At 64.9% G+C, this 12,442-nt stretch carries 14 protein-coding genes and 1 tRNA gene; 5 read left to right on the top strand and 10 right to left on the bottom strand.

What is annotated here, in order from left to right; genetic code table 11:
* Positions 1-3 precede the first annotated feature (3 nt).
* The gene (locus B4383_RS02795; RefSeq protein WP_078288525.1) at positions 4-1,596 is read left to right on the top strand and encodes an FAD-binding oxidoreductase; all 1,593 of its coding nucleotides are present in this window, start codon (positions 4-6) and stop codon (positions 1,594-1,596) included.
* A 5-nt stretch (positions 1,597-1,601) separates the two neighbouring features.
* Positions 1,602-2,480 (top strand): diacylglycerol kinase, encoded by an 879-nt coding sequence (locus B4383_RS02790; RefSeq protein WP_078288527.1) that lies wholly within the window; start codon positions 1,602-1,604, stop codon positions 2,478-2,480.
* Here B4383_RS02790 and B4383_RS02785 read toward each other — a convergent pair.
* Positions 2,477-3,421: an SAM-dependent methyltransferase gene (locus B4383_RS02785; RefSeq protein WP_078288529.1), complete on the bottom strand. Its 945-nt coding sequence runs from the start codon at positions 3,419-3,421 to the stop codon at positions 2,477-2,479. The genes B4383_RS02790 and B4383_RS02785 overlap by 4 nt on opposite strands.
* Positions 3,422-3,620: 199 nt before the next feature.
* Between B4383_RS02785 and B4383_RS02780 the strand changes: the two genes are divergently transcribed.
* The 3 genes from B4383_RS02780 (at position 3,621) to B4383_RS02770 (ending at position 6,336) form a co-directional block, all read left to right on the top strand.
* Positions 3,621-4,286, top strand: a complete 666-nt coding sequence (locus B4383_RS02780; RefSeq protein ID WP_078288532.1) for a TetR/AcrR family transcriptional regulator — start codon at positions 3,621-3,623, stop codon at positions 4,284-4,286.
* A 95-nt stretch (positions 4,287-4,381) separates the two neighbouring features.
* A complete protein-coding gene (locus tag B4383_RS02775) occupies positions 4,382-5,080 on the top strand; it encodes a YciI family protein (protein WP_078288534.1) in 699 nt (232 codons plus the stop codon).
* Positions 5,081-5,118: 38 nt separating this feature from the next.
* Positions 5,119-6,336: a DUF6596 domain-containing protein gene (locus tag B4383_RS02770; protein ID WP_078288537.1), complete on the top strand. Its 1,218-nt coding sequence runs from the start codon at positions 5,119-5,121 to the stop codon at positions 6,334-6,336.
* Here the strand turns inward: B4383_RS02770 and B4383_RS02765 are convergent.
* The 9 genes from B4383_RS02765 to B4383_RS02725 form a co-directional block, all read right to left on the bottom strand.
* Positions 6,333-8,036, bottom strand: coding sequence for a GAF domain-containing sensor histidine kinase (locus B4383_RS02765; RefSeq protein ID WP_078288539.1), 1,704 nt, complete (start codon positions 8,034-8,036; stop codon positions 6,333-6,335). The two genes, B4383_RS02770 and B4383_RS02765, sit on opposite strands and share 4 nt — an antisense overlap.
* A 45-nt stretch (positions 8,037-8,081) precedes the next feature.
* Positions 8,082-8,732 (bottom strand): response regulator transcription factor, encoded by a 651-nt coding sequence (locus B4383_RS02760; protein WP_078288772.1) that lies wholly within the window; start codon positions 8,730-8,732, stop codon positions 8,082-8,084.
* Positions 8,733-8,797: 65 nt separating this feature from the next.
* Entirely contained in the window at positions 8,798-8,992 is a 195-nt protein-coding gene (locus B4383_RS02755; RefSeq protein ID WP_139360499.1) for a hypothetical protein, read from the bottom strand.
* A 153-nt stretch (positions 8,993-9,145) separates the two neighbouring features.
* On the bottom strand, positions 9,146-9,856 hold the full coding sequence (gene rplA, locus B4383_RS02750) for a 50S ribosomal protein L1 (RefSeq protein ID WP_078288548.1): 711 nt from the start codon (positions 9,854-9,856) through the stop codon (positions 9,146-9,148).
* 88 nt (positions 9,857-9,944) lie between these two features.
* Positions 9,945-10,373, bottom strand: coding sequence for a 50S ribosomal protein L11 (gene rplK / locus B4383_RS02745; RefSeq protein WP_070909331.1), 429 nt, complete (start codon positions 10,371-10,373; stop codon positions 9,945-9,947).
* Between the two features lie 83 nt (positions 10,374-10,456).
* Positions 10,457-11,119 carry a transcription termination/antitermination protein NusG gene (gene nusG, locus B4383_RS02740; protein ID WP_286141942.1) on the bottom strand — a complete coding sequence of 221 codons (663 nt, stop codon included), beginning with the start codon at positions 11,117-11,119 and terminating at the stop codon, positions 10,457-10,459.
* Positions 11,120-11,266: 147 nt separating this feature from the next.
* Positions 11,267-11,665, bottom strand: coding sequence for a preprotein translocase subunit SecE (secE, locus tag B4383_RS02735; RefSeq protein ID WP_078288555.1), 399 nt, complete (start codon positions 11,663-11,665; stop codon positions 11,267-11,269).
* Between the two features lie 70 nt (positions 11,666-11,735).
* Positions 11,736-11,808 (bottom strand) — tRNA-Trp (locus B4383_RS02730).
* Positions 11,809-11,969: 161 nt separating this feature from the next.
* Positions 11,970-12,440 (bottom strand): MaoC family dehydratase N-terminal domain-containing protein, encoded by a 471-nt coding sequence (locus tag B4383_RS02725; protein WP_078288558.1) that lies wholly within the window; start codon positions 12,438-12,440, stop codon positions 11,970-11,972.
* Positions 12,441-12,442 lie beyond the last annotated feature (2 nt).

Raw genomic sequence — 12,442 nt, 5'->3', positions numbered from 1 at the left:
CGCATGATGGAGTGGGACGCCTGGGGCGTGGCCGAAAAACGACAGACTCTCTCACCTCAGGTGAAGACGCTCTTGGCGTCTGCGCTGGGCATTCCCGAACGGGATCCGGTCAGCCGCGACGAATCGACCGTCACCCTGTCCCCCTGCTCTCTCACCCACGAGCAGTTGACCGCCCTGTCCGATCTGCTCGGCACGGAACATGTGCGCACCGATCACGGTGCCCGGCTACGGCATTCGGGCGGCAAGAGCACCCCGGACCTGCTGCGCCGGCGCTCCACCGGCGTCCAGGAGGCGCCCGATGCCATCGTCTACCCGGCATCGCATGACGAGGTGTCCGCACTCCTGGAGCTCTGCGGCAAGCAGGCCATCGCGGTCGTACCGTTCGGCGGCGGCACCAGCGTGGTCGGCGGGCTGGACCCCGCGCGCGGCGAATTCACCGCAGTCATCGCAGTGGATCTTGGGCGGATGTCCGGCCTGGTCTCCCATGACGAGGAATCCGGAACGGCCGTGCTGCTGCCCGGAACGACAGGGCCCGAGGCCGAAGAACTCCTGGGCGCCAAGGGCTTTTCGCTCGGACACTTTCCGCAGAGCTTCAGATTCGCGAGCATCGGCGGTTTCGCCGCCACCCGCTCTTCCGGGCAGGCCTCCAGCGGATACGGGCGCTTCGACGCGATGGTGGATGCGGTCCGGATCGCCACACCGCGCGGTGATCTCAATCTGGGCAGGGCGCCCGCCTCGGCGGCCGGCCCGGACCTGCGGCAGCTCTTCCTGGGATCCGAGGGCGCACTCGGCATCATCACCGAGGTGACCGTGCGCGTGCATCGACTCCCCGAAGACACCTGGTACCAGGGTTGGTCCTTCCCTTCCTTCGATGCTGGGGCTCAGGCGCTGCGCACACTCGTCCAATCCGATGCCGCACCCACCGTGCTGCGGCTGTCCGATGAAGCCGAAAGCGGGCTCAATCTCGCGCTGGCCAAGGACATCGGCGGGAAGAACCCCGCTACCGGAGTGCTGGCGATCACCACCGTCGAGGGCACCCGCAGGCACGTCGAGGCCCGCTCAGCCGAAGTAGCGGCCGTTCTCACCGCGGCCGGCGGCACCGCGCTCGGCGACGAGCCCGGCAAGGCCTGGAATCACGGCCGATTCGATGCGCCGTACCTGCGCGATGCACTCATCGATGCGGGCGCTGTGGTGGAGACGTTGGAGACCGCAACCTCATGGCGGAACCTGGCCACTCTACGTACGGCGGTTACCACAGCACTCGCCGAAGCCCTTGGCGCCCAAGGCACCCCGCCGCTGGTGTTGTGCCACATTTCGCATACCTATCGCACCGGCGCCTCGCTCTACTTCACCGTGGTGTGCGCGGCCGCCGAGGATCCGATGACCCAATGGGGTAAGGCGAAGAAGGCGGCGGGTGATAGCATCGTCGCCGCGGGCGGCACCATCACGCACCATCACGCCGTCGGACGCGATCATCAGCCGTGGCTTGCCGATGAGGTCGGCGAGCTCGGCATCGAGATCCTGCAGGCGGTGAAGCGAACCGTCGATCCGCGGGGAATTCTTAACCCCGGCAAGCTTATTCCTGTTAGCGAGTAGCGCCGATGACCCATCTCACCGTCCTGACGAACCCGGCCGCGGGCCACGGCGCAGCACAAGCAGCCGACGCCGCCATCGCGCATCTGCGTGCGCGCGGACTGACGGTGACACATCACGCGGCGTCGTCGGCATCGGAATCGCATGCCCTCGCACAGGAAGCCGCCCGCACGGGCGCCCGCGGAATCATCGCCGCGGGCGGGGACGGTCTGGTGAGCATCGCGCTACAGGCGGTCGCATCCACCCCGGTGGCGCTCGGCGTGATCCCGATCGGTACCGGAAACGACTGCGCCCGCATGCTGGACATCCCGCTGGGTGATCCGGTGGCCGCCGCCGACGTGATCGCGACCGGCAATACCCGGGTGATCGACTGCGGGCGTGTGCAATACAACGGACACACAACGTGGTTCGCCACCGTGGTGGCATCGGGATTCGACTCGTTGGTCAACGATCGCGCCAATCGGATGAGCCGGCCCCGCGGCCGACGCCGTTATGACATCGCGATGGCAATGGAGGCCGCCAAGCTGCGGCCGCTGCCGTTTCGCATCGAATTGGACGATCAGGTGATCGAGACCGATGTCACCCTGGTCGCGGTCGGAAACGGCACCTCATACGGCGGCGGAATGCGCATCTGTCCCAACGCCATTCTGGACGATGGGCTACTGGACGTGACGGTGGTGGCGGCCGGTGGGCGGCTGCGCCTGCTACGGCTCTCCCCCACCGTCTACAAGGGCACCCATGTCGACCTGCCCGAGGTGAGCACCTTCCGGACGCGGCGAGTCCGACTGTCCGCCGACAACATCACCGCGTACGCCGATGGGGATCCGGTGGCACCACTGCCGATCGATATCGACGTGGTTCACGGCGCCCTGACCGTCTTCGCCTAGCCGGTCTTCTCCGCGATCAGGAATGCGGAGTTCGGGGTCGCGTCGGGCAGATCGGCGGGGATACCCCGACCGTGACGCGCCAACAGGGCGGTCGTGGTCTCTTTGGTCACCTGCCATCCGCGGCCGGCCAGGAACTCGCCCGCGTCAGTACGTTCCTCCAGATACCACAGCTCCGCCACATCGGGAATGTCCTGATCTTGGACACTCTCGGCGGCACGCCGGAACACCTGCCCCCGTTCTCTTTGCCGGGCAAGTATTTCCGGATCAAAGAAGCCTTCACCGAAGTTCTCCACGGCGACACGACTGCCCGGCACACTGAGTGAATCAATCCGCTCGAACAGCAAGTTCTGGGCCGCGGGCGGCAGATACGGCAGCAGGCCCTCGGCGATCCAGGCCACCGGCTCGCCGGCATCAAACCCGCCGGCCGCCAACGCGGCGGGCCAATCGTCGCGCAGGTCCACCGCAACCGGGACTTGGCGAACGCGCGCCGTCGCGGCCTGCGCATCCAGGGTGTCGGCCTTGAAGGCGAGAACCGTGGGAAGGTCCAGCTCGAACAGCACCGCATCGGCGGGCCAGTCGAGTCGCCACGCGCGCGCGTCGAGACCGGCCGCCAGGATCACCGACTGTCGAACACCGGCCCCGGACGCTTCGCGGAAGAAGTCGTCAAAGAACTTGGTGCGGCACGCGACATAGGACCGCATGGCGGCAATGCGCTCGGCTAATCGGGGCTCGGCCGCTAGCAGCGCGGCGGGCGGTTCACCGTCGAAGCGGTACATGCTCCACACTCCGTCACCGGCAGCCTCGAGAAAGAGACCGGCGTACGGATCACTGATCAGCGGGTTCTCGCTACGCGTTTCCGCATCTCGGGCGCTGGCCACCCCCAACGCCGTGGTGCCGACACTCTCCGTGATCTCCCAGCTGTCTCCATCACTTCGCGCCATGAGTTCCTTTGTACGCCGGCCTGGATAGTGTGCCGACTGGACTGGCCGCCATAGTTTGTCAGTGCGAACCCCTCAAACCGCACATCCCACCACCGCGAACCAGTGAGGCCAGTCCGGAAGAACCACGGACGACCAGCTCGCACTATTTATAGAACAGCACGATATATTTGTCTAGTAATTACAGGGATTGAGATACACGGTGACGGACCACACGGGAGCTGCCGAGGCGGGACGTGGCCGCGGTCGGCCCATCAAAGACGGCAAGACCTCCACAGAGGTGCAATCGCACTTGCTCGACGCGACTGAGCGAGTGCTGGCCCGCGTTGGCGTCATAGCACTCAGCATGGGCGCCGTCGCCCGTGAGGCCGGGTACAGCCGCGGGGTCGTGTATCGCTACTTCAACAACCGGGACGAGGTACTGGACGCGCTCATCGTGCGCAGGGCGACAACGAACATCGCGGAGATGGCCCCCCGGCTGATGGCGCTTGGGGACTGGTCCGAGATGGTGGTCGAGTCCATGGTCATCGTCGCGACCGAGACCACACAGGACCCCTTGCTCCGCGCACTCGCGGACCCGGATGGCACCCATAGCACCGCCGCCAGCCTGATATTCGGCTCACCCGGGCTGTCACAGATGCTCACGGGACTGTACGAGTCAATGTTCAGCAGCGGTCTGGCGCCGCTACGCGAGGGGCTCAGCGCCGGCGACGCCTCGCGTTATGTGCTGTCGGTGGTTATGAGCCTGCTGTCGGGTTCCATACCGGGCTGCGACGACCCCGATCAGGTACGCCGTTATGTCCGGACCTTTGTACTTCCCGCACTGCTGCAGACACCACCCCCGCCCGAGCAGGTCTTCACCCAGTAATACCGAAAGTGTCTGATCAGTGGTGCGCGGTTCGTCAGACAAGTAGAGAGTGGATCGCAGAGTTCCGCTCATTGATACCGACGGAGGGCTCCACCATGCATTATCTCGCGCTACTCATTGGTCCCCAGCAGGAACGCACACCCGATGAGGCCGCTCAAGAACTGACGGATTACTTGAACTTTCAAGCCAAGGCGGCGTCGGCGATCCGCGCAGGCGACGCGCTGTATCCCGAAGCCGACAGCGTGCGTATCACCGGCGGACCCGATGCCCCTGTCATCACGGACGGTCCGTTCGCCGAAGGCGCCGAGGTGGCGAACGGCTACTACGTATTGGAGGCGGACAACCTCGATGACGCCCTTGCCTTGGCACGGGATATCCCGGAGACCAAGCGCGGCGCGGTCGAAGTGTGGCCGCTGGTCGACTGCTCCCAAGAATTCGGGGGGCAGGGGTCCACGAGTTGGCTCGCACTCCTGCTGGAGCCCGGAGATCGCGCATATGTGCCGGGCAGCCCCGAATGGCAAGCGGTGGCGGCCAAGCACGGGATGTTCGGCGAGAAGGCAAGTGGGCATATCAAGATCGCGGGACCGTTGCATCCCCCGTCCACGGCCACCACGGTCCGGGTGCGCGACGGAGAGACCGTTCTCACTGACGGCCCGTACGTTGAGGGAACCGAGATCGCGAATGGTTTTTACGTGCTCGCCACCGATGGCCGCGACCAAGCCATCGAGCTCGCCGCTCAGCTGCCGGCATCCGCGGTGCAACTGCGGCAGCTCACCGGTGTCTCGGGTTTCTAGGCGAACCACATGGTCTTCGCACACACGTCTCATCCACGATGACCAATCTGGACGGCGTCTTCCGGCGGGAGTGGGGGCCAACGGTCGCTGCCATCGCACGGTGGTCAGGAGACCTCACTGTCGCCGAGGACGCCGTCCAGGAGGCGTGCACCGACGCTGTGCGCACCTGGCCGCGCGACGGCCTGCCCGATAATCCGGGCGGGTGGTTGTTGACGGCCGCACGGAATCGGGCGCGTGATCGGCTACGGCGCGAGACACTGCGTCCGGGAAAGGAATTGGCCGCCGTGCTCGACGACATCACCGCCCGCACCGACGTCTCCGATCCTCACTCCGTGCCGGACGACGAACTACGGATGATGTTCACCTGTGCCCATCCCGCCCTGGAAAGAGTGTCGCAGCTGGCCCTCACGCTGCGGCTGGTATCGGGCCTGACGGTGGCCGAGATCTCCCGGGCGCTGCTGCACAGCGAGGCCGCTATAGGTCAGCGGATCACCCGCGCCAAGGCCAAGATTCGTACGGCCAACATTCCGTTACGGGTACCGCCCACCGAGCTATTGCCCGAACGCACTCCGCACGTGCTCAGCTGCATCTATTCGGTGTTCACCGAGGGCTACTGGTCGACGGGCGGACCGTCGGCCATTCGCGACGAGTTGTGCGATGAGGGCGTGCGCCTGGCCGGTGAGCTGTGCAAGCTCATGCCACAGGAGCGGGAAGCCAACGCGCTGGCTGCGCTTGTGCTGCTGCATGATTCGCGGCGCCGGGTGCGCATGGATCGCGACGGCGCACTGGTACCCCTAGACGAGCAGGACCGTGCCCGGTGGGATCGCGATCGCGTTGCCCGCGGGCTGAGTCAGTTGCGAGAAGCTGCGGGCTCGACCGGCCCTTATCTGCCGCAGGCGGTGATCGCCGCGCTGCATGCCACGGCCCCAACCTGGGAGGAGACCGATTGGCACGCCATCTGCCGGGCCTACGACCGGCTCGCGACCATGACGCATTCGCCTGTGGTGCTAGTGAATCGGGCGTTGGCGATCGGCCTGCGCGACACCCCCGATGCGGGACTGGCGGCGCTGGAGAAGGTGGCCCACGATCCACGTCTAGCTCGATCGAATCTGGCGGCTACCGTCCGCGCCGATCTGCTTCGACGTGCCGGCCGACACGTTGAGGCCGCCGCGTGGTACCGAACGGCCTTGGCCACCAACGGATCCGATCCGGGACGCGAGTTTCTGCAGCGCCGCATCACCGAATGCGGCGGCTAAGGCAGCGGTGCCGACCACACCAGCCGAGTGCCGCCGGTGTCCATCGCCGACACACTGAACGTGCCCCCCGACTCCGCGGCCCGGTTCGCCAGCCCGCTCAGGCCGCTGCGCGCGACCACTTCCGGCATCCCGATGCCATCGTCCACCACGTCGATAACCAACTCGTCGTCCACAGCCACCGTCACCGACAACTCCCGGGCGCGGGCGTGCCTGACCACATTGCTCACGGCTTCACGCACCACGGCCTCGGCATCACCGGACGTGCTGGCGGGTATCACATCCAATGGCCCGCTCATGCGCACAGATACCCGCAGCCCAGTATCGGCCGTGAGCTCGTTGATGGTGGAACGCAATGTGGCACGCAAAGATTCGTCATTGGTGTGCAGATCGAAGATCGCGGTCCGGATCTCTTGGATCACGTCGTGCAGCTGATCGATGTGGTCGGCGAGGCGAGCCGCCACCATCGGATCCACGGACCGGCGATGAGTGCCCTGCATCGCCAGGCCGACGGCGAACAGCCGCTGGATGACGTGGTCGTGCAGGTCACGGGCGATGCGATCACGATCGGCCAGCACATCCAGTTCATGTTTGGCCAGACGGACTTCGGCCTGTTCCAGCGCCAGCGCCGCCTGCCCCGCGAAGGAGGCCGCCATATCGAGCTGCTCTTCGTCGAAGGCCACCGATCCCACCGTGCGCAGCAGGATCAACACACCCGCCGTCGACCCCCCTCCGCCGAGCGGAAGTACCAGGGCGGGCCCGAACGCCAAGTCCGTGCCGTCGGCTAGGTTGACCTCGAGCCGGCCCACGTTCCGCGGCTCATGATCGACAAAAGTGCTCCCGGAGGTTGACCCGTCGACAGGTATCACCTTCTCGCACAGTACTTCTGAGCCCTCGCCTTCGCAGACCGACACCACCAGTTCGGCGGTATCCTCCTCGTCACTGACGGGCAGCGCGATGAACGCAAAATCTGCCTCCGCGAGCAGTGCCGCACTGGAAGCCACCAGATGCAGTGCCTTGCCCGGGTCCACCCCACCGAGCAGCTCAGCGGTGATATCCGCAGTGGCACGCTGCCATTGCTCACGACGCCGGGCATGCTGATAGAGGCGGGCGTTCTCGATCGCGATACCGGCCGCCCCCGCCAGCGCACGCACCACCACCTCGTCGTCCTCGGTAAACTCCTGTCCATCAAGCTTCTCGGTGAGATACAGCCGTCCAAATACCTCACCGCGCACCTGCACGGGTACACCCAGGAAGGTCCGCATGGGCGGGTGATTCGTGGGGAAGCCGACCGAGGCCGGGTGCGCCGCGATATCCCGCAGCCGCAGCGGCTTGGCTTCGTCGATCACGACATCAAGCACACCGTGGCCCGTGGGCAGCGCGCCAATCCGCTCGCGGGTTGCCTCGTCGATACCCTCGTAGACAAACTCCGCCAGCTTCTCGTCCGATCCCACCACACCGAGTGCGCCATACCGGGCACTGACGAGCTCCGATGCCGCACAGACGATTTCCCGCAAGGTCGCGTCCAGTTCCAGCCCCGAGCTGACAGCCATGACGGCGTCGAGGAGGGCATCCATACGCCCCCGCGTGCCATCGACAATCTGCTCGATCCTGCCCTGCACCTCCGCGAGCAATTCATGCAGTTGCAAATGGGCCAGCTCCGCCGTCATCCGATTGGGTTGCGCACCAACGTCCTCGACCACAAATCAACTCTCGCACACCCTGACCCGGACTGACCACGAACCCCGTCAGCCCTGCGGTCCGTGATTCTCGCGCGAGAGTTTGGTGGCGAGCACGGCAACCTGTGTCCGGCGTTCGAGGTCCAGTTTGGTGAGCAGACGCGAGACGTAGTTCTTGACAGTCTTCTCCGCCAAGAACATTCGTTCCGCGATCTGACGGTTGGTGAGCCCCTCCCCGATCAGTTCCAGCAGCGTCCGCTCCTGGGCGGTGAGCCCCGCCAGCGGCGACGGGTTGTCGGCCGCCGCGCGTAACTTGTTCATCAACGCGGCAGCGGCCCGATTGTCCAGCAGCGAGCGTCCTGCCCCGACGGTGCGGACCGCGGAGATCAGCTCCATTCCCTTGATGTCCTTAATGACGTATCCGCCGGCACCCGCCATGATCGCGTCGAGCATGGCGTGTTCATCGGTGAACGAGGTAAGCATCAAACAGTTGAGATTCGGCAACCTGGACCGCAATTCGCGGCACAGCTCCACTCCGTTACCGTCGGGAAGCCGAATGTCCAGCACCGCGATGTCCGGTTGTAGTGCGGGGATACGCGCCATCGCCTCGGCCACCGAGGACGCCTGACCGATCACCGAGAAGTCCTCTTCCTCTTCAAGCAGATCCGCCAGACCGCGGCGCACCACCTCGTGATCATCGACAAGAAACACTGTGATCATGTCCGTAACCCTTCCGCTTGCCACACCCAGTGTGGCATCCGCGACGGAATCCAGCACCGGCATCGCTACAGCCCAACCACGTGTTGATCACCGATGTTCTTGTCGCTATGCGATATCGCATCCAGCAGATGACGGGCCGACACGATGTCCGGGGTGCGCTGCGAACCGCCAGACGCGAGCAGCGTGCTATCGATCAGTGCCGACGCCTGGACCAGCGCTCCGGCGGTCACGCTGCCCTGCAGTGGGACAGAGCGCGCCATCATGACATTCCTTCCCGGTACCCCATTCTTCAACGGTAGGGCGGGAAGGATCTGGGCCGCTACGGTCTTTGGTCCCTACTCACGACAAAACCCCCGTTTCCCCCTCGATATGAAGGGGAAACGGGGGCCTGTGCAGAAAATGTGCGCGGGAGGCTACTGAACCTCGAGGAAGTTCCGGGTCACGCTCGGGTCAACCTGGATGCCCGGGCCCGTCGTGGTGGTGACGACAACCTTCTTCAGGTAGCGGCCCTTCGCCGACGACGGCTTGGCACGCAGGATCTCGTCCAGCACGGCACCGTAGTTCTCCGTCAGCTTCTCGGCATCGAACGAGGCCTTGCCGATGATCAGGTGAAGGTTGGAGTGCTTGTCGACGCGGAAGTTGATCTTGCCGCCCTTGATGTCGGTGACGGCCTTGGCGACATCGGGGGTCACGGTGCCGGTCTTGGGGTTCGGCATCAGACCACGCGGTCCCAGGACACGGGCGATACGACCGACCTTCGCCATCTGATCCGGGGTGGCAATGGCCGCGTCGAACTCCAGCCAGCCGCCCTGGATCTTCTCGATCAGGTCGTCGCTACCGACAACATCGGCACCGGCGGCCGCGGCCGCTTCCGCCTTGTCGCCCACCGCGAAGACGATGACGCGAGCGGTCTTACCGGTACCGTGCGGAAGGTTCACGGTGCCGCGGACCATCTGGTCAGCCTTGCGGGGGTCGACGCCGAGGCGCATCGCGACCTCGACAGTGGCGTCGTACTTCTTGGACGCCGTCTCCTTGGCCAGCTTTGCGGCCTCGAGAGGGGTGTACAGCTTCTCGCGGTCCACCTTCTCGGCGGCCTCGCGATATGCCTTGCTGTTCTTGCTCATGGGTATCCAATCAATCGTTGGTTCGTGGTCGTGCAGGCCGAAGCGGGCCTTACCACTGGGTGTTCGGTGTTACTCGGCGCTGTGCGTGCTACTCGACCGTGATGCCCATCGAGCGCGCGGTGCCGGCAATGATCTTGGCGGCGGCGTCGATGTCATTGGCGTTGAGGTCTTCCTTCTTCGTCTCGGCGATCTCGCGCACCTGATCCCAGGTCACCTTGGCGACCTTGGTCTTGTGCGGCTCACCGGAACCCTTGGGCACACCGGCGGCCTTCAACAGCAGCTTGGCGGCGGGCGGGGTCTTCAGAGCGAAGGTGAAGCTGCGGTCCTCGTAGACGCTGATCTCCACGGGGATGACGTTGCCGCGCTGCGACTCCGTCGCGGCGTTGTACGCCTTGCAGAACTCCATGATGTTGACGCCATGCTGACCGAGCGCGGGACCGACCGGAGGCGCGGGGTTGGCTTCGCCGGCCTTGATCTGCAGCTTGATCAGCCCGACGACCTTTTTCTTCGGGGCCATTGGGTGTTTCCTTACTTTCCTTCCGTGTTCCGGCCGTTATTCGACCGGAGGTTCCGCGGACCGTGACGCGGTCCGAAGTCTTGTTAGAGCTTCTCCACCTGGGTGAAGTTGAGCTCGACAGGGGTTTCGCGGCCGAAGATGGACACCAGCACCTTGAGGCGCTGCTGTTCGGCGTTGACCTCGCTGATACTGGCCGGCAGCGTCGCGAACGGACCATCGGTGACGGTGACCGACTCACCGACCTCGAAGTCGACCTCGATGAGCGGACGCTCCAGACCACCGGTCTCGGCCGCCGCGGCTGCGGTCTCAGCCGCCGAACCCTTGGCGGGCTTCTTGGCCGGAGTCTGCGGCAGCAGGAACTTCACCACGTCGTCGAGGGACAGCGGCGACGGACGTGAGGTCGCGCCGACAAATCCAGTGACACCGGGGGTGTTGCGGACCGCGCCCCACGACTCGTCGTTCAGTTCCATCCGGACCAGAATGTAACCGGGCAGCACCTTGCGGTTGACCTGCTTGCGCTGGCCGTTCTTGATCTCGGTCACCTCTTCGGTGGGCACCTCGATCTGGAAGATGTAATCGCCGACATCCAGGTTCTGGACACGGGTCTGCAGGTTCGCCTTGACCTTGTTCTCGTATCCGGCGTACGAGTGAACGACGTACCACTCGCCCGGCTCACGACGCAGCTGAGCCTTCAACGTGACGGCCGGGTCGGCATCCTCGTCGGTCTCAGCCTCGGCGGCCGGCACATCCGCGGTCGGCTCTTGCGCCGTCTCCTCGGTCTCGGTGCTCTCATCCACCACGTCAACCGATACAGCGGTATCCGCGGTGTCTTCTGGCTCGCTCGTAGCGTCGCCGTCGAAGGTCGTCACCGTTCGTCCTCTCTCGTCTCTCTACTACCCGAACACCAGCATGACCAGCCGGGCCAGGCCCAGGTCGATCACACCGATCAGGGTCACCATGAACACCAGGAAGACCAGCACCACCGAGGTGTAACTGACCATCTGCTTGCGGTTCGGCCAGATGACCTTGCGCAGCTCGGCAACCACCTGCTTGAGGAATACCCACAGCTGGACGAGCGGATTGCGCGACGGCCCCGTCTTGTCCTTCTTGGCGGCCGGCTTCTTAGCCTTCTTCTTCACCTCACCGGTCTCGGAGGCACCTGAATCGGTGAGCTCCGTAGCCGCGATCGAGGCGTCAGCACGGCGGGTCCGCTTACCCGTCGGACGAAGCGGCTTGGTCGAGGTGACGGCCCGGTCGCTGTCGACTCCGGACTCGTCTAGCTCGTCGCTCATGCCCTTCCGTACCTCTCTTACCTTTCGGCGAGTGATCTCGTCGTTCCCTAGTACGTACCCCAGGATGTTGCAGGGGTGACAGGACTTGAACCTGCAACCTGCGGTTTTGGAGACCGCTGCTCTGCCAGTTGAGCTACACCCCTATGGCTGGCATGCCAACCCGGTTGGCCGGGGCCTCACACAACACACGCGCCTCCCGAGTACCCGACAGGCGCGTTGTGGTGGGAAAACCCCGAATCTCGAGTGTACCCCGACGCTATCCCCAGACTGAAATTGCCTCGGCCTGGCGAAGACGGCGGCACGCTCAGATGAGCTTGATGTCGGCCATCCGCTCTGAGTCGCGACCCATCAGGGTCGTGAACGCCTCCATGACCAGCTCGTCGTTCTGGTTGCGGACGACGTTGCGGGTGGTCACGATGTCCACGCCGAAAGCCTCCTTATGGGAGTCCACCTGAAAGTCGCAGGACAGCTCGTCGCCTTCGGTGATGGGCTTGTGGTACACGAACCGCTGCTCGGAATGCACGATCTGCATGGTTTCCATGCCGACGTCATAGGTGCGGAAAAACTCCTTCTGCACCAGTAGCGCCATGACGGCCGGGAAGGCCAGGGGTGCGATGAGACCCCCATGTCCGAGTTCGGCTGCCGCCTTGGGGTCGTGGCTCGCCGGGTCTACGGCTTTGACCGACTTCGCGAACTCGCGAATCTTCTCCCGGCCCACCACATAGGTCTGGGAGTACTTGTGCGTCATTCCGACGACGTCGAGTTGGAGCGCCACGA

Origin of the sequence: Mycobacterium sp. D16R24, from assembly GCF_002013385.1 — a bacterium.
Lineage (GTDB): Bacteria > Actinomycetota > Actinomycetes > Mycobacteriales > Mycobacteriaceae > Mycobacterium.
Note: the sequence above shows the minus strand (reverse complement) of the source record. Positions and strands in the feature narration are given on the sequence as shown.